A 17,000-nucleotide genomic window follows, 5' to 3' on the forward strand; every position below is an offset into this window, starting at 1 on the left:
GTCCGGCGCGCCTCAGCGCCGGTGCGCGTCCTCCCGGTCGATCCGCAGTTCCCGCTCCAGTTCGGCGACGACCGTACGCAGGTCGTCCAGGCGCTGGCTGATGGCGATCCGGTCCACCTCGTCCGGCACCCCGTCGCCGTCGGAGTCGTAGTCCGGCGCCAGCCCTTCGGTCATCTCCAGCCGGCGGGCCTCCTCCATCGAGTTGACGATGACGGCGATGAGGATGTTCAGCAGCAGGTTGACCGCGATCATCACGAAGCTGACGTAGTAGAGCAGCGTCCACGGCGACACCTCCAGGCCCTGTTCGAGCAGGTCGGGCAGCGTCTCCAGGGAGAGCAGCACGAAGAGCGTCACAAGCGAGCGGCCGATGTCGCCGTACTGCTCGGGATAGCGGTCACCGAAGATCAGCCAGCCGGCCATGCCGTAGACGTAGAGCGTGACGCCGGCCAGCGCCAGGAACGCCGCCACGCCGGGCAGGCTGCGCCACAGCGCCGTGACGATGGTGCGCAGGCCGGGCGAGAAACGGACCAGCCGCAGCACCCGGGCCACCCGCACGAAGCGCAGCACGGCCGGGTCGCCGTGCAGCCACGGGATGAAGATCGCGACGGTCACCAGCAGGTCGAACACGTTCCAGCCGTGCCGGAGGAAGTCCTGCGGCCGGCGCCCGTACGCGAGCACCCGGACGGCGATCTCCACGACGAAGACCACCCGGAACACCCACTCGATGCCGCGCAGCACCGCCGCCGTGGCATCCGGATGCGGGTACGTCTCGATGCCCAGCACCATGCCGTTGGCCATGATGAGCACGACGATCGCGACCTCGAACGGCCGGGACGCGACGATCCGGGCGCACCCGGCCGCCAGTCCCCGTTCCGCGCCGCCCGGACGGCGCGCCCCCCGCTGGGCCGGCACGTCGGTCCGCCGGTCAACCATTCCGACACCCTATGGGTTAACGTCGGCGGATGATCCCGGCGACCGCCTTCGCGCAGTGGATCACACCGGCCCTCCCGCTCTACGGCGACGATCCCGACCGGGCCGACTTCGCTCCCTGAGGCGCGCGACGCCGCCGACGCCTCCACCCGATCCGCACTCCGGGAGCGATGCCCCATGTCCGTCGACGTCTCCATCCGGGCGGTGCTGCGTGCCCCGCAGGTCGCCCGCGTCCTCCTGGGCAGCCAGCTCGGCCGGCTGCCCACCGCCAGCGGCCCGCTGGCGCTGCTGCTCTTCGCCCGCCAGTCGCTGAGCCTGGCAGTCGCCGGCCTGCTGGTCGCGGCGTACACGGCCGGCATGGCGGTGGGTACCCCGCTGCTGGCCCGGGCGGTGGACCGCTGGCGGCAGCCGCCGGTGCTCTGGGCGGCGGCGGTCGTCTCCGGGCTCGGCTTCGGCGCGGTGGCGCTCACCGGTGGGCACCTGGCCGGCGCGGTCACCGGCGCGGCGGTCGCCGGCCTCGGCACCCCGCCGCTGGAGGCGTGCCTGCGTACGCTCTGGCCGGCGCTGCTGCCACCGGGCACGGTGCCCACCGCGTACACGCTCGACATCGCCGTCCAGGAAGTGATCTTCGTGGTGGGTCCGCTGGTCACGCTGCTCGCGGTGACCGTCGGTGGGCCGTCCGCCGGGCTGTTCGCCGCCGCCGTGGTGCAGCTCGCCGGCACCGCGGTGTACGCGCTGAGTCCCGCCGCCCGGTCCTGGCGCGGGGTGGCCGCGGTGCGGCACTGGGCCGGGCCGCTGCGCGTACCCCGGTTCGCGGTGATGATGCTCGGCGTGGTCGGCGTCGGCGCGGCGGTCGGCAGCATCGCGGTGGCGGTGACCGGCTACGCCGAGGCGGCCGGCGACCGGCGGCTCAGCGGTTGGCTGCTGGCCGCGCAGGCGACCGGCGCGCTGGTCGGCGGCCTGTGCTGGACCCGGGTCCGGCCGGGCGGGCCCGGCCGGCTGCCGCTGCTGGCCGCCGCGCTCACCGTCGGTTTCCTGCCGCTGCTGCTGGCGCCCGGCCCGGTGCCGATGGCCGGCCTGCTCGCGGTCAGCGGGCTGGCGCTGCCGCCGGTGCTGACCGCCGTCTTCCTCACCGCCGAGCGGCTCGCCGAGCCGGGCACGGTGGCCGAGGCGTTCGCCTGGGTGAGCACCGCCTTCGTGGTGGGCAGCGCGGCCGGCTCGGCGCTCGCCGGCGTATCGGCAGGCGTCCGGTACGGGCTGGTGGTCGCGCCCGCCGCCGCGCTGCTCGGCGCCGCGGTGCTGTGGACGGTCGCGCGCCCCGCCCGGTCGGCCGGGCTCACAGCCAGCCGCGGCGCTTGAACAGCAGGTAGAGCGCCGCACAGACGGCGAACATCAGGGCGACCGCGAACAGGTAGCCGTACCGCCAGCCCAGCTCCGGCATGTGGGTGAAGTTCATGCCGTAGACGGTGCCGATCAGGGTGGGCGCGAACAGGATCGCCGCCCAGGCGGAGACGCGCTTGACCTCCTCGTTCTGCTCGAAGCTGGCCGCGGTGAGGCTGCGCATCTCCTCGTTCTGCGCCTGCGAGACCAGCGTCGCGTTGACGGTGAGGATGTTCTGGAGCAGGTGCCGGAACCCGTCCACCCGCTCCACCACCTGGGTCAGGTGGTCGGCCACGTCGCGCAGCAGCCGGCGTAGCTCCTCGTCCGTGCCGTAGCGGTCGAAGCCGCCGGAGAGCGCCTCGACGACCTTGAGCAGCGGTCGCGCCGCCCGCTGGAACTGGATCACCTCGCGGCTGAGCTGGTAGATGCGACGGCTGGCGTTCGGGTCGCCGCCGAACACCTCGGTCTCGATCTCGTCGATGTCGTTCTCTAGGCCGGCGACCACCGGGGCGTAGCCGTCGACCACGCGGTCGAGCACGGCGTAGAGGACCGCCTCGGGACCGAGCGCGAGGACGGTCGGGTCCGCCTCCAGCCGCCGCCGGACGGCCGCCAGGTCGGGCGTGCCGCCGTGCCGGACGGTGATCACGAAGCCGGGGCCGAGGAAGAGGTGCAGCTCGGCGAACTCGACCGCCTCCCGCGCGTCCAGGTACCGGGCGGCGCGCAGCACCACGAACAGGGTGTCGCCGTACCGCTCCAGCTTCGGTCGCTGGTGCGCGTTGATCGCGTCCTCCACGGCCAACTCGGGGAGCTGGAACTCGGCGGCCAGCGAGGCGATCTGCTCCCGGCTCGGCCGGCGCAGCCCGATCCAGGCCATGCCGCCGGCGAGCTGTTGCAGGCAGCGGAACGTGTCGGCGAGACCGACCGGCGACGCACGCCGGACACCGTCGACGTAGACGCCGCTGTCGACCAGCCCTTCGGGCCGTTCCGGCTCGGCCGCGCCGGCGTCGACGGCGTGCTCGTCCAGGCGGCGGCCGAACCCCTCCGGCGGCGGCGTCACGAACCGGTTGTCCGCCATGCCCCTCCCCCGCTGCCCGACCGGCTCGCCGAGTCCCCCGTGCGGGCCGGCGCAAACGTCAGGGCCGGTAGCGGTAGCCCATGCCGGGCTCGGTGATCAGGTGCCGTGGCCGGGCCGGGTCGTCCTCCAGCTTGCGGCGGAGCTGGGCCAGGTACTGCCGGAGGTAGGTGGTCTCCTGCTGGTACTCCGGCCCCCACACGTCGTGCAGGAGCTGCCGCTGGCTGACCAGCTTGCCGGGGTTGCGCAGCAGCTTCTCCAGCACCGCCCACTGGGTGGGGGTCAGTTTGATCTCGGTGCCGTCGTCCCGGGTGACGGTGCGGTCGGCCAGGTCGACGGTGGTCCGGCCGATGCGCAGCGCGGGAACGCCGGGGGTGGCGGGTGCCAGCCGTCGGGTCACCGCGCGGATCCGGGCGAGCAGCTCGTCCACCCCGAACGGCTTGGTGACGTAGTCGTCGGCGCCGGCGTCCAGCGCGGCGACCTTGTCCTCGCTGCCGGCCCGGCCGGACAGCACGATGATCGGCACGGCGGTCCAGCCGCGCAGCCCCCGGATGACCTCGGTGCCGTCCAGGTCGGGCAGGCCGAGGTCGAGCACCACCAGGTCCGGCGGGTGGCCGGCGGCGGCCTTCAACGCGGCGGCGCCGCTGCCGGCCACGTCGACGTCGTAGCCGCGGGCCCGCAGGTTGATCCGCAGCGCGCGGACGATCTGCGGTTCGTCGTCGACGACCAGGATGCGCGTCATTCCCGCGGCCCTTCCGACTCGGTGGCGGCGGGCAGCCGCAGCACCATGGTGAGACCGCCGCCGGGCGTGGTCTCCGGGGTGATGCTGCCACCCATCGCCTCGGCGAGCCCCCGGGACAGTGCCAGGCCCAGCCCTACCCCGGTCCGGTTGTCCCGGTCACCGAGGCGCTGGAACGGCAGGAACACGTGCTCCCACCGGTCCTCCGGGATGCCCGGGCCGGTGTCGATCACCCGCACCTCGACCTGGCCGGCGTGCGCGCTGCCGGTGATCGTCGGCGGCCGGCCGGGCGGGCTGTGCCGCAGGGCGTTGGCGACGATGTTGACCAGCACCCGTTCCAGCAGGCCGGGATCGGCCAGCGCCGCCGGCAGGTCCGGCGGGATGTCCGTGGTCACCTCGGCCGCCGCCGGGCCCAGCTCGTCCAACGCCCGGGGCACGGCGTCCTCCAGCCCGATCGCGGTCGCGGCGACGCCGAGCGCGCCGGCCTGCAAGCGGCTCATGTCGAGCAGGTTCGCCACCAGCCGGCCCAACCGGTCCAGCGACTCGTCGGCGGTGGCCAGCAGCTCCTCGGAGTCGTCGGCGTCGAACTCGACGTCGTGGCTGCGCAGGCTGCTCACCGCGGCCTTGGCCGACGCCAACGGCGTCCGCAGGTCGTGGCTGACGGCGGCGAGCAGCGCGGTGCGCATCCGGTCGGCGGCGGCCAGCGGGCGGGCGGTGGCCGCCTCCTCGGCGAGCCGCTCCTGGCGCAGCGCGACGGCGGCCTGGGCGGCGAACGCCTCGACCACCCGGCGGTCGGCCGCCGCCAGCCGCCGGCCGGCGAGCACCACGCTGAGTCGGTCGTCCACCGGCACCACCGTCTCGCCCGCGTCCGGACTGCCCGGCGGCGCCTCGCCGACGCTGGCCACCACCCGCCAGGCGGCCTCGTCGCGGGACCGGGCCGGCCGCCCCTCCGCCTCGGCGGCGAGTTCGAGCACGCTGACCGCGCGCAACCCGAACGTCTCCCGGAGCCGGTCCAGCAGCGCCGGCAGCGGGCGCGCGCCACGCAGCACGCTGCCGGCGACGGTGGCCAGCGTCTGCGCGTCGGCGGACGCCCGCGCCGCCTCCCGGGTACGCCGGGCCGCCACGTCGACCACCCCGCTCACCGCCACCGCCACGCCGACGAACACGCCGAGCGCGAGCAGATTGTCCGCCTCGGCGATGGTCAGCGTGTGGAACGGCGGGGTGAAGAACCAGTTGAGCAGCAGCGAGCCGCCGAGCGCGGCGACCAGCGCCGGCCACAGCCCGCCGACCAGCGCCACGCCGACCACGCCGGCGAGGAAGAGCAGGATGTCGTTGGTCAGGGTGAGGTCCGGGAGGGCTTCCAGTAGCAGCGTGAGCAGCGGCATGCCGAGCACGGCCAGCGCGTACCCGAGCAGCCGCCGGCGGCGGGACAACGCGGCCGGCACCGCCGCGCCGCGGCGTCCGCGCCCGGCCTGGGGATGGGTGACCAGGTGCACGTCGATCGGGCCGGAGAGCGCGGTGGTGGTCACGCCGACGCCCCGGGCGAAGATCTGCGCGAACCGCCCCCGCCGGCTGGCCCCGAGCACGAGCTGGGTGGCGTTGACGCCCCGGGCGAAGTCGAGCAGCGCGGCCGGGATGTCGGTGCCGAGGACCTGGTGGTACGTGCCGCCGAGGCTCTCCGCCAGCACCCGCTGCCGGGCCAGTTGGGCCGGGTCCGCGCCGGCCAGGCCGTCGCTGCGGGCCACGTGCACGGCGAGCAGGTCGGCCCCCTTGCCGCGGGCGGCGATCCGGGCCGCCCGGCGGATCAGCGTCTCGCCCTCCGGGCCGCCGGTGAGCGCGACCACCACCCGTTCCCGCGCCTCCCAGGTGTCCGAGATGCCCTGCTGGGCCCGGTACGCGTCGAGCTGCTCGTCGACCTTGTCGGCCAGCCAGAGCAGCGCCAGCTCGCGCAGCGCGGTCAGGTTGCCGAGCCGGAAGTAGTTGCCGAGCGCGGCGTCGATCCGGTCCGGCCGGTAGATGTTGCCGTGCGCCATCCGGCGACGCAGCGCCTCCGGTGTCATGTCCACCAGCTCGACCTGTTCGGCGGCGCGTACCACCTGGTCCGGCACGGTCTCCCGCTGGGTGATGCCGGTGATCCGGGCGACCACGTCGTTGAGCGACTCCAGGTGCTGGACGTTGACCGTGGAGAGCACGCTGACCCCGGCGTCGAGCAGCTCCTGCACGTCCTGCCAGCGCTTGTCGTGCCGGGAGCCGGGGACGTTGGTGTGGGCCAGTTCGTCGACCACCACCACCTCGGGCCGGCGGGCCAGCACCGCGTCGAGGTCCATCTCGGTGAGGTCGACGCCCCGGTGGCTCACCGACCGGCGCGGCACCACCTCCAGGTCGCCGAGCATGGCGGCGGTGTGCGGGCGGCCGTGCGTCTCGACCAGCCCGACCACCACGTCGGTGCCGCGCTCGGCCCGGCGCCGGGCCTCTTCGAGCATGGCGTACGTCTTGCCGACCCCCGGCGCCGCGCCCAGGTAGATCCGCAGCTCGCCTCTGCCCACCGCCCCATCCTCCCAGGATTAGGGAGGGGCCCCCGCTCAACGCCTCCGGTAGAGACGGGGCCCCCTCTCACGTCGCCGGCTCAGCGCGCCGGGAACGTCTCGTCCAACGCGAGGTTGAGGGTCAGCACGTTCACCGCGGGCTCACCCATGAAGCCGAGCACCCGGCCGGTGGTGTGCGCCTCGACCAGCCGGCGGACCGCCGCCGGGTCCGCGCCGCGCTCCCGCGCCACGCGGGCCACCTGGATCTCCGCGTACGCCGGGGAGATGTGCGGGTCGAGGCCGCTGCCGCTGGCGGTGACCGCGTCGGCGGGTACGGCCGGCTGCGCCGGCGCGTCGCCCCGGACCGGGGTGATCACGCCGCCCTCGGCCACGTAGTCAAGCCCGGGTCGGGCCGCCTCGACCGGCACACCCGCCCAGGTGGTGACGAACGGTGTCGCCGGCACGGCCTGGTTGACGCTGACCACACGGGTGACCGGACCGGTGAGGCCGTCGGCGCGGAACACGGCCAGCACCGCGCCCACCCCGTCCGGCGTGCAGTACGGACGCCGCCCGTCCACGCCGTCCAGCTCACCGACCGCCCTGCTACGCGCGCAGACCTGGGTGAGCAGGCTCGGGGTGGACTCGGCGGGGTCGACGGCGAGCGTGTCCACCACGCTCTCCGGGCCGAGGTTGCCGGCCGCGGTGGCGGTCGGGTCGTAGCCGTCGCCGGCGGCGGACGGCCGGGACTGGAAGTAGCGCGGGACCGGGTTGCCGTCCGCGTCGGTGAAGGACTGGCCGATCAGCGAGCTACCGACGGTCTTCCCGCCGACGGTGACGAGCGAACCGTCCGCCCGGCCGTCCATGCCGGGGATCCGGCCCACCGCGACCAGGGCGAGCGGGTACGCCAGCCCGAGCAGCACGGTGAGGACGAGCACGGCACGCAGGGCGGCCAGATGTTGGGAGAGCCAAATGGGAAGGCGCATCACGAGATCCCCGGAATGAACTGGACGAGCAGGTCGATGAGCTTGATGCCGACGAACGGCACCACGATGCCGCCGAGGCCGTAGAGCCACAGGTTGCGGCTGAGCAGCTTCGAGGCGCTGGCCGGGCGGTAGCGCACGCCGCGCAGGGCCAGCGGGATGAGCGCGACGATGACGATCGCGTTGAAGACGACCGCGGAGAGGATCGCCGACTCGGGACTGGCCAGCCGCATGATGTTGAGCCGGTCCAGCGAGGGGTAGATGCCGGCGAACATGGCCGGGATGATCGCGAAGTACTTCGCGATGTCGTTGGCGATGCTGAACGTCGTCAACGCGCCCCGAGTGATCAGCAACTGCTTGCCGATCTCCACGATCTCGATCAGCTTGGTCGGGTCGGAGTCGAGGTCGACCATGTTGCCGGCCTCCTTCGCGGCCGACGTGCCGGTGTTCATGGCCACGCCTACGTCCGCCTGGGCCAGCGCGGGCGCGTCGTTGGTGCCGTCGCCGGTCATCGCGACCAGTCGGCCGCCCTCCTGCTCCTTGCGGATCAGGGCGAGCTTGTCCTCCGGCGTGGCCTCGGCGAGGAAGTCGTCCACGCCGGCCTCGTCGGCGATTGCCTTCGCGGTACGCGGGTTGTCCCCCGTGATCATCACGGTCCGGATGCCCATCCGGCGCATCTCGTCGAAGCGCTCCCGCATGCCGGCCTTCACCACGTCCTTGAGGTGGATGACGCCCAGCGCCCGGGCCGGCTCGCCCGCCACGCGCTCGGCGACCACGAGCGGGGTGCCGCCGGTGCCGCTGATCGCGTCCACCAGCTCGCCGACCTGGTCGGTCGGGTGGCCGCCGTGTTCGCGTACCCACTTCATCACCGCGGCGGCGGCGCCCTTGCGGATCTGCCGGACCCCGCCCTCGGCGTCCAGGTCGACGCCGCTCATCCGGGTCTGCGCGGTGAACGGCACGAACGTGGCGTGCGGGATGAGGCCGGGCTCGCGCTCGCGCAGCCCGAACTCGTTCTTGGCCAGCACCACCACCGAACGCCCCTCGGGCGTCTCGTCGGCCAGGCTGGAGAGCTGGGCCGCGTCCGCGACGGTGGCCGCGTCCACGCCGGCCACCGGCAGGAACTCGGCCGCCTGCCGGTTGCCCAGGGTGATCGTGCCGGTCTTGTCCAGCAGCAGCGTGTTGACGTCGCCGGCCGCCTCGACCGCCCGGCCGCTCATGGCCAGCACGTTGCGCTGGACCAGGCGGTCCATGCCGGCGATGCCGATCGCGGAGAGCAGCGCGCCGATGGTGGTCGGGATGAGGCAGACCAGCAGCGAGACCAGCACGATGCCGGTGACGCCGGAGTCGGTGATCGCCTGCGTGTCCGGCGCGGCGGCCTGCCAACCCTTGGCGAAGATCGCCAGCGGCTGGAGCGTGACCACCGCGAGCAGGAAGATGATCGTCAGCGCGGCCAGCAGGATGTTCAGCGCGATCTCGTTCGGCGTCTTCTGCCGGTTGGCGCCCTCGACCAGCGCGATCATCCGGTCGATGAAGCTCTCGCCCGGCTTCTGCGTGACCTTCACGACGATCCGGTCGGAGAGCACCCGGGTGCCGCCGGTGACCGCACTGCGGTCGCCACCGGACTCCCGGATCACCGGCGCGGACTCGCCGGTGATGGCCGACTCGTCGACGCTGGCGATGCCCTCGACCACGTCGCCGTCGGCGGGGATGATCTGGCCGGCCTCGACCAGCACGACGTCACCCTGCCGCAGTTGCGGCGCGGGCACCGCCTCGTCGCGGTAGGCGTTGGCCGCCGCGCCCGGCGCCCAGCCGAGCAGGCGGGTGGCGACGGTGTCCTGCTTGGCCCGCCGCAGCGTCGCGGCCTGGGCCTTGCCGCGTCCCTCGGCGACCGCCTCGGCCAGATTGGCGAAGATCACGGTCAGCCACAGCCAGACGGTGATCGCCCAGGCGAAGACCGACGGGTCGGCCACCGCGAGCGCGGTGGTGAAGAGCGCGCCGATCTCGACGATCAGCATCACCGGGTTGCGCCACAGCGTGCGCGGGTCGAGCTTGCGCAGCGCGTCCGGCAGCGACGCGAGCAGCTGGCGCGGATCGAGCAGTCCGCCCCCGACCCGGCCGCCCGAGGTGGCCGGGTCGGCGTGGGCCGGGGCGCCGGTGGCTGGCGCGTCGGCGGTGTCGAGAGGTGCTGTCATGTCCTTGTCTCTCATGGTGGTCACAGCCCTTCGGCCAGTGGGCCGAGCGCGAGCGCGGGCAGGAAGGTGAGCGCGACGAGCACCACCGTGACGCCGACGACCATGCCGACGAAGAGCGGCTTGTGGGTCGGCAGGGTGCCCTCGGACGCGGGGGTGGGCTGCTGGCGGGCCAGCGAGCCGGCCAGCGCGAGCACGAAGATGATCGGCAGGAACCGGCCGAGCAGCATGCACAGCCCGAGCGCGGTGTTCCACCAGGGCGTGTTCACGGTGATGCCGGCGAACGCCGAGCCGTTGTTGTTGCTCGCCGAGGTGAACGCGTAGAGCACCTCGGAGAGCCCGTGCGGCCCGGTGTTGAGCGCGGTCGAGGCGTTGCCGGTGGCGAACGCGGCGGCGGTGCCGGTGAGCACCAGCGCCGGCGTGATCAGGAAGTACATCGAGGCGAACTTGATCTCGCGGGCCCCGATCTTCTTGCCCAGGTACTCCGGCGTGCGGCCGACCATCAGGCCGGCGACGAAGACCGTGAGCACCGCGAGGACCAGCAGCCCGTACAGGCCGGCGCCGACGCCGCCCGGTGCGACCTCGCCGAGCATCATGTTGCCGAGCGTCATCATCCCGCCCAGCGCGGTGTACGAGTCGTGGAACGAGTTGACCGCGCCGGTCGAGGTGAGCGTGGTGGCCGCGGCGAAGGTGGCCGAGTTCGACACGTCGAACCGCACCTCCTTGCCCTCCATCGCCGCGCCGACCGCCTGCGGCACCGTGCCGTGGCCGGCAAGCTCGAAGACGTTGGTCAGGGTGATGCTGGCCAGCGCGAGGATCGCCATCACCGCGGCGATCGCGTGGCCCTGCCGGTTCTGCCCGACCATCCGGCCGAAGACCCGGGGCAGGCTGAACGGGATCACCAGGATCAGGAAGATCTCCAGCCAGTTCGTCCACGCGGTCGGGTTCTCGAACGGGTGGGCGCTGTTGGCGTTGTAGAAGCCGCCGCCGTTGGTGCCGAGTTCCTTGATCACCTCCTGCCCGGCCACCGGTCCACCGGTGATCGTCTGGCCGCCGCCGGTCAACGTGGTCACGTCGGTGCCGCCGGACAGGTTCTGCACCACCCCGCCGAGCATCAGCGCGAGGGCGCCGAGCACCGCGATCGGCAGCAGGATCCGCAGCGTGACGCGGACCAGGTCGACCCAGAAGTTGCCCAGCTCGCCGGTGCGGCTACGGGCGAAGCCCCGGACCAGCGCCACCGCGACGGCGATGCCGACCGCGGCGGAGACGAAGTTCTGCACCGCCAGGCCGGCCATCTGCACCAGGTGGCCCATGGTCGACTCACCCGAGTACCACTGCCAGTTCGTGTTGGTCACGAACGACACGGCGGTGTTCCACGCGCCGTGCGGCACCACCGGGTCGAAGCCCAGCGAGAGCCACAGGTGGTTCTGCAGACGCTGGAACGCGTAGAGGAACAGCAGGGAGACGGCCGAGAACGCGAGCACGCTGCGGATGTAGACGCCCCAGGTCTGCTCGGCGGCCGGGTTCACCCCGACCAGGCGGTAGACGCCCCGCTCGACGCGGGACGACCGGGTGCCGGAGACCGCCCGGAACATGTAGTCACCGAACGGCCGGTGCACGGTGACCAGCGCCACCACCAGCGACAGCACGAACAGCACTCCGGCTGTGGTCATGCTCATCAGAAACGCTCCGGGAACAGCAGGGCGACGACCAGGAACACACCCAACCCGATCGCCAGCACCAGGCCGACGGCGTTGACGGCGCTCACAGCTTCTCCACACCCCTCACCACGAGGGCGAGAGCCGCGAACAGCCCCACCGTCAGCAACACGAACAGCACGTCAGACACGGCTGACCTCTCCTAGCGGAAAATGTCCTCGCGACCGCCTCCCGGTCGCGCCGGGCAATCAAAACGCCAGTTCACGCGGGCGGACAGGGGCCATAACGCGACCATCACGCCGGGCGGTGGTTTCTTGACGCGCCTTTCACGCCGCCCCGGCGTGGGACCAGCCGTCGCCGGAGCCGGTCAGCTCCCCCGGCGCGAAGACCGCCGCCGCCACCAGGGCCGAGCCCACCACCAGCAGCACGCCACCGGCCACCCTCGCGTCAGCCCTCGGGACGGGCCGACCCCGAGCCGGCGCGCTCGCCGGACCGGGGTGGGTCGAGCGGACCGAAGGCCGAGCGCACCAGCCGGTTCGCCTCGTCCTGGTCGACGTCGGTGGCGACCAGCAGGTCACTGGCCGCGGTGCGCACCTGGGCCACCACGACCGCGCCGGAGAAGTCCACCCCGGCCCGGTACGCGCGCCCGGCCTCGGCCACCGCCCGCAACGCGGACTCCCGGCAGCGGGTCGGCTCCGCCACGCCCCGGGCGAACTCCCTGCGCAGCCGGCGGACCGCCTCGGCCAGCCCCGACACGGCAGCCGGCATGGCGGCCGGGATCCGCTCGCCGTCGGCGAGCAGCGTGACCGCCCGCCGGATCAGTGTGCCGCTGTTGCGCATCGCCCGGTCCACCGGCTCGACCGAGTTCGCGTACCGGCCGAGCGGCCCCTGCCGGGCGGTCCAGTAGACCGGCGAGAGCGTGGCGGCCTCCCGGGCGCCCTGCGCGGCCTCGCCGAAGGCGTCCATCTCCTCCTTGTTGTCGCGCAGCCGGTCCCGGGCGGCGATCGCCGCCTCGACCTCCCGCTCGCGCAGGGCAGCGGCGGTGCGGTCCAACTGGTCGGCGAGCAGCATCAGCGCGGGGCCGGCCGCCCGGTTGATGATCCGCAGCGGGTTCAGGGGCAGCAGCACGGCGGTCACCAGCAGCGTCGCGGCGCCGCCGATCAACGCGTCGACCACCCGGGGCGCTTCGAGGTCCGGCATGGTCGGCGTCAGCGTGCCGATCAGCACCGCGGTCGCCCCGGCCTGGACCGCCAGCGCCGGGCTGCGACCGACGAACGCGGCCACCAGGACGGCCAGCGCCACGATGGCGCCGAGCTGCCAGGCACCGACCCCGACCAGGCTGATCAACAGGTTGCCGATCAGGATGCCGACCGCCACGCCGAGCACCAGTTCGACGGTACGGCGCAGGCGTTGCCCCACCGAGGCGGCGAGCGCCACCACCGCCGAGATCGGGGCGAAGACCGGTTGGGCCACGTGCAGCAGCGAGTCCGCGGCCCACCAGGAGAGGCCGGCGGCCAACCCGGCCTGGGCGGCCAGCCCGGCGCCCCCGCGTACCCGGCGGAACCGGTCCGTCAGCAGCGCCGGCACGGCCCGCAGCCGGCGGGCGAGGCGCTGGGCACCGGCGGCCCTGTCCCCGGCGGCCTGGTCACCGCCGCCCGCTCCCGCAGCACCGGCCACGGCCGGGCGTACCCGCTTCCGGTCGGCTCAATCCTGCTCAACCGCCGAGGGCATGGGCGACCACGGCATCACTCGTCGACCGGGCGGTGCACGGCGGCCGGAACTGACCGCCGCGCCCGGATCAGCGGGGCATCTCCCGCCAACCGGTGCCGCCCGACCGCCATGCCCCGGCGAGGATGCTCGCCGAGACGCGGCTCGGGCACTGCTGGATCTTCGACCGGCCGGCGGCGCCGCCGATCTGAGCCTGGACCTGCCACTGCTGTCCGTCGGTGCAGATGTAGACGTCGCGGCGCCCGCGGGGGATGTTGACGCCGTTCCACCAATGTTCCTCGACGACCATGAACTGACCGTACCGCAGGTGACCCGGTCCGGCCCAGACCCGGGGTACGGGCCGGGCCGCACACGGGGTCAGCCGTCCAGCCGGCGGACCATGTTCAGCACGGTCTCGACCTGGGCACCGCCCTTGATCGGGTAGTTCGTGCCGAGGTAGCCCCACCAGTCCCAGCAGCCGTTCGGGTTGACTCCGGAGGCGATCGCCTGCGGATAGAGGACGATCAGTCGGTTGGTGTCGGCGTACTGGTTGAGGTTGGCCCGGTCGACGAACGCGGTGCCGACCCTGGCGTACCCCTGGGCGCAGCCGTGCAGCGCGACCAGCAGCCGGCAGGTGGTGCCGGCGGCGCAGGCGGCCGGCACGTACGCGAAGCCGTTGCCGTCCATGCTCAGCCCGTTGGCCCAGCCGTTGACCGCGAAGCTGTCCTGGCTGAATCGGATCAGCGTGCCGCTGAGCGGGCCGGTGTTCGGCGCGGCGACCGGACCGAGCAGGTGGGCCAGGAACGCGCCCTGCGGGTCGGTGCCGCAGTCGGCGAGGAACGGCGAGGCGGTGGCCGTGCAGCCGACCGTGCCGTAGGGCGTGACCCAGGAGTGCCCGGCCGCACCGCCGGAGTCGTAGCGGACGCCGGCGCCGAAGTCCTGGTAGTAGCGGACCAGGTCGTCGGTGACCGATTTCTTCACGGTGGCGTCGTTGGCGCCGTGGTAGACGTACACCGGCTGGCCGGCCAGGTTGCCGGTGCCGTCGATCCAGCCGGACGAGGCCCAGGTGCGGGTGTACGCCTCCAGGTTGCCCAGGTACGTCGGGTAGATGGTGTCGCCGCAGCCGTAGAGCGCCTGCGGGACGCTGTTCTGCGCGCAGTAGTACGGCCCGGCCGCGAAGATCGCCGCGCCCCGGATCCGGGCCGAGTAGGCGACCTGGAGCTGGGTCGCCAGGTAACCGCCGGAGGAGACCCCGGCGACGTAGACGGCGGAGACCGGGTACGCGCGCAGCGTGCCGGCGACCGGAGCCTTCGTGTACGGAGTGCTCGCGGCCCGGGCGGCGACGCCACCGGGCAGGACCAGCAGGAGCGCGGCGGCGAGGGTGGTGACGGCTTTCCACGGTGTCTTCATGGCGTTCTCCCGTCCGACCGCCGGTGGGACGACCGGCGTGCCGGAACGCTAGCGTGACATCGACCACAGCCGATATCCGTGTGGTCGACACCTCGCCCGCCGGGGCGGTGTGGGCCGGCCACCCCGAAAATCCCCTGGACCCTCGCCGGGGCCCGAACTACCGTCCCGACGGATGGACCTGCCACGTAGCTTCACCATCCGCGAGGGCGACCTGCGGATCATCAACCCGTTCGACGCCGGCAAGCTGGCCACCCTGGGCCGGGCGATCAAGCTCGAACCGGGCACGTCGATCCTCGACCTGTGCAGCGGCAAGGGCGAAATGCTCTGCACCTGGGCCCGGGACCACGGCGTGACCGGCACCGGGGTGGACATCAGCACCGTCAACACCGCCGCCGCCAGGGAGCGCGCCACCGAGCTGGGGGTGTCCGAACGGTTACGTTTCGTGCACGGCGACGCCGCGACGTACGTCGCGACGGAGCCCGTCGACCTGGCCGCCTGCGTCGGTGCGACCTGGATCGGCGGCGGGGTGCCCGGCACGCTGGAGATCCTCCGTCGCAGCCTTCGCCCCGGCGGGACGGTGCTGGTCGGTGAGCCGTACTGGCGCCTCGACCCGCCCGACGAGGAGACGGTGACCGGTTCCCACGCACGGTCCCGGGACGAGTTCCACGACCTGCCCGGCCTGGTCCGGCTCTTCGGCGCGTGCGGCTGGGACCTGGTCGAGATGGTCCTCGCCGACCAGGACAGCTGGGACCGCTACGCCGCCGCGCACTGGTTGAACCTGCGCCGCTGGCTGGACGCCAACCCGGACGACGAGCTGGCCCCGGAGCTGCGGCAGGAGTTGACCGAGGACCCGCTGCGGTACGTCCGCTTCCAGCGCGAGTATCTGGGTTGGGGGGCGTTCGCGCTGATGCGCCGCTGATGCCCCGGACCCGCCGACGACGGGCGGCCGGGCTTAGCAGATCGCTACGCAGGGTAAAGAGAGATCATGGGACAGTTGCGCACGTCGCCGCCGCCACCGCAGGCCACCGAGCTGGAGCGGTGGGTGCTCGACACCCCGGAAGAGCTGCGCGACGTGCGGGCCTCGCTGCGCGACGCGTTGAACCGGCACGGGCTGGTGCAGGGCGAGGATCTGGACGAGGTGCCGCACATGGTGCTGCTCGTCGTCACCGAGCTGGCCAGCAACGCGCTCCGGCACGGGCGACCCCCCACCATCGTCACGCTGCTGGCCACCGACGACTGCTTCCTGTTGGAGGTGGCCGACCACGACGTCAGCTCGGTGCCGGAGCTGTCCGACATCCACCCGCTCGACTCGGGCGGACGCGGACTCTTCCTGGCCCAGTCGATCTCGCTCGACGTCGGCTGGTACGCCACCACCACCACCAAGCACATCTGGGCGGCGTTCTCGCGATAGCGCTCAGAAACCGGACACCGGGTGCGGGACGTACGGCGCCTCCAGCTCCGCCACCTCGGCGTCGGTCAACTCCATCTCCAGTGCGGCGACCGCGTCGGTCAGGTGGTGCGGCTTCGTGGCCCCGACGATCGGCGCGGTCACCGCCGGATGACGCGCCACCCAGGCCAACGCCACCTGGGCGCGCGGCACGCCACGCTGCGCGGCGACCCGGCCCACCGCGTCGACCACCGCCCGGTCGTGCTCCTCGGTACGCGCGTACAGCTTGCGGCCGAACTCGTCGGTGTCCGCCCGCGCCGTCCGCTCCCCCGGGTCGCGGGTCAACAGGCCGCGGGCCAGCGGACTCCACGGGATCACCGCGACGCCCTCGTCGAGGCAGAGCGGCAGCATCTCCCGCTCCTCCTCGCGGTAGATCAGGTTGTAGTGGTTCTGCATGGAGACGAACCGGGTCCAGCCGTGCCGCTCGGCGAGCCCGAGCGCCTTGGCGAACTGCCACGCGTACATCGACGAGGCGCCGAGGTAGCGGACCTTGCCGACCCGGACCAGGTCGTGCAGCGCCTCCAGCGTCTCCTCGATCGGCGTGGCCGGGTCGAGACGGTGGATCTGGTAGAGGTCGACGTAGTCGGTGCCGAGCCGGCGCAGGCTCGCGTCGATCTCGCTCATGATGTGCTTGCGGGACAGGCCGCCCCGGTTCGGTCCCGACCCCCTCCGGCCGTGGACCTTCGTCGCGATCACCACCTCGTCGCGGTCGGCGAAGTCCTTCAACGCCCGGCCGACGATCTCCTCGCTGGTGCCGTCGGAGTAGACGTTGGCGGTGTCGAAGAAGTTCACCCCCAGCTCCAGCGCCTGCTTGATGAAGGGCCGGGCGTCGTCCTCCGGCAGCGACCACGGGTGCGTGCCCCGTCCCGGCTCGCCGTAGCTCATGCAACCCAGGCAGAGCCGGGACACCTGAAGGCCGGTGGAGCCGAACGTCACGTAATCCATGCGGTCCATCTCACCACC

At 73.1% G+C, this 17,000-nt stretch carries 15 protein-coding genes; 3 read left to right on the forward strand and 12 right to left on the reverse strand.

Annotated elements, in window-relative coordinates; genetic code table 11:
• Positions 1–12: 12 nt before the first annotated feature.
• On the reverse strand, positions 13–933 hold the full coding sequence (locus TPA0908_RS28665) for an ion transporter (protein WP_281943266.1): 921 nt from the start codon (positions 931–933) through the stop codon (positions 13–15).
• A gap of 174 nt (positions 934–1,107) precedes the next feature.
• On the opposite strand from TPA0908_RS28665, the gene TPA0908_RS28670 reads away from it, so the two are divergent.
• Positions 1,108–2,289 (forward strand): MFS transporter, encoded by a 1,182-nt coding sequence (locus TPA0908_RS28670; RefSeq protein WP_281943268.1) that lies wholly within the window; start codon positions 1,108–1,110, stop codon positions 2,287–2,289.
• Here the strand turns inward: TPA0908_RS28670 and TPA0908_RS28675 are convergent.
• The 10 genes from TPA0908_RS28675 to TPA0908_RS28720 all read right to left on the reverse strand — a co-directional run bounded on the left by TPA0908_RS28675 (position 2,267) and on the right by TPA0908_RS28720 (position 14,590).
• Entirely contained in the window at positions 2,267–3,385 is a 1,119-nt protein-coding gene (locus TPA0908_RS28675) for a magnesium and cobalt transport protein CorA (protein WP_281943269.1), read from the reverse strand. The genes TPA0908_RS28670 and TPA0908_RS28675 overlap by 23 nt on opposite strands.
• A 58-nt stretch (positions 3,386–3,443) precedes the next feature.
• Entirely contained in the window at positions 3,444–4,124 is a 681-nt protein-coding gene (locus TPA0908_RS28680; RefSeq protein WP_281943271.1) for a response regulator, read from the reverse strand.
• Positions 4,121–6,667, reverse strand: a complete 2,547-nt coding sequence (locus tag TPA0908_RS28685) for a sensor histidine kinase (protein ID WP_281943272.1) — start codon at positions 6,665–6,667, stop codon at positions 4,121–4,123. Before TPA0908_RS28685 ends, TPA0908_RS28680 begins: the two co-directional genes overlap by 4 nt.
• Before the next feature lie 80 nt (positions 6,668–6,747).
• On the reverse strand, positions 6,748–7,629 hold the full coding sequence (locus tag TPA0908_RS28690; RefSeq protein ID WP_281943274.1) for a potassium-transporting ATPase subunit C: 882 nt from the start codon (positions 7,627–7,629) through the stop codon (positions 6,748–6,750).
• The gene (gene kdpB, locus TPA0908_RS28695) at positions 7,629–9,818 is read right to left on the reverse strand and encodes a potassium-transporting ATPase subunit KdpB (protein WP_281943276.1); all 2,190 of its coding nucleotides are present in this window, start codon (positions 9,816–9,818) and stop codon (positions 7,629–7,631) included. The genes TPA0908_RS28690 and kdpB overlap by 1 nt, the downstream gene beginning before the upstream one ends.
• 20 nt (positions 9,819–9,838) lie before the next feature.
• Positions 9,839–11,494, reverse strand: a complete 1,656-nt coding sequence (gene kdpA, locus TPA0908_RS28700) for a potassium-transporting ATPase subunit KdpA (RefSeq protein ID WP_281943278.1) — start codon at positions 11,492–11,494, stop codon at positions 9,839–9,841.
• Positions 11,494–11,583: a K(+)-transporting ATPase subunit F gene (gene kdpF, locus TPA0908_RS28705; RefSeq protein WP_036343797.1), complete on the reverse strand. Its 90-nt coding sequence runs from the start codon at positions 11,581–11,583 to the stop codon at positions 11,494–11,496. Before kdpF ends, kdpA begins: the two co-directional genes overlap by 1 nt.
• A gap of 337 nt (positions 11,584–11,920) precedes the next feature.
• On the reverse strand, positions 11,921–13,150 hold the full coding sequence (locus tag TPA0908_RS28710; RefSeq protein ID WP_374709268.1) for an FUSC family protein: 1,230 nt from the start codon (positions 13,148–13,150) through the stop codon (positions 11,921–11,923).
• Between the two features lie 121 nt (positions 13,151–13,271).
• Positions 13,272–13,490, reverse strand: a complete 219-nt coding sequence (locus tag TPA0908_RS28715; protein ID WP_281943282.1) for a hypothetical protein — start codon at positions 13,488–13,490, stop codon at positions 13,272–13,274.
• A 68-nt stretch (positions 13,491–13,558) separates the two neighbouring features.
• Positions 13,559–14,590, reverse strand: a complete 1,032-nt coding sequence (locus tag TPA0908_RS28720) for an extracellular catalytic domain type 2 short-chain-length polyhydroxyalkanoate depolymerase (protein WP_281943284.1) — start codon at positions 14,588–14,590, stop codon at positions 13,559–13,561.
• A 172-nt stretch (positions 14,591–14,762) separates the two neighbouring features.
• Between TPA0908_RS28720 and TPA0908_RS28725 the strand changes: the two genes are divergently transcribed.
• Both TPA0908_RS28725 and TPA0908_RS28730 read left to right on the forward strand, forming a co-directional pair.
• A complete protein-coding gene (locus TPA0908_RS28725; RefSeq protein ID WP_281943287.1) occupies positions 14,763–15,509 on the forward strand; it encodes an SAM-dependent methyltransferase in 747 nt (248 codons plus the stop codon).
• Between the two features lie 66 nt (positions 15,510–15,575).
• Complete coding sequence (locus TPA0908_RS28730; RefSeq protein WP_281943289.1) at positions 15,576–16,001, forward strand: ATP-binding protein; 426 nt, start codon at positions 15,576–15,578, stop codon at positions 15,999–16,001.
• Positions 16,002–16,004: 3 nt separating this feature from the next.
• On the opposite strand, the gene TPA0908_RS28735 is transcribed toward TPA0908_RS28730, so the two are convergent.
• Complete coding sequence (locus TPA0908_RS28735) at positions 16,005–16,982, reverse strand: aldo/keto reductase (RefSeq protein WP_281943808.1); 978 nt, start codon at positions 16,980–16,982, stop codon at positions 16,005–16,007.
• Positions 16,983–17,000: the final 18 nt, after the last annotated feature.

This window comes from Micromonospora sp. AKA38 (assembly GCF_027925725.1).
In the GTDB taxonomy this organism is placed as follows: Bacteria; Actinomycetota; Actinomycetes; order Mycobacteriales; family Micromonosporaceae; genus Micromonospora.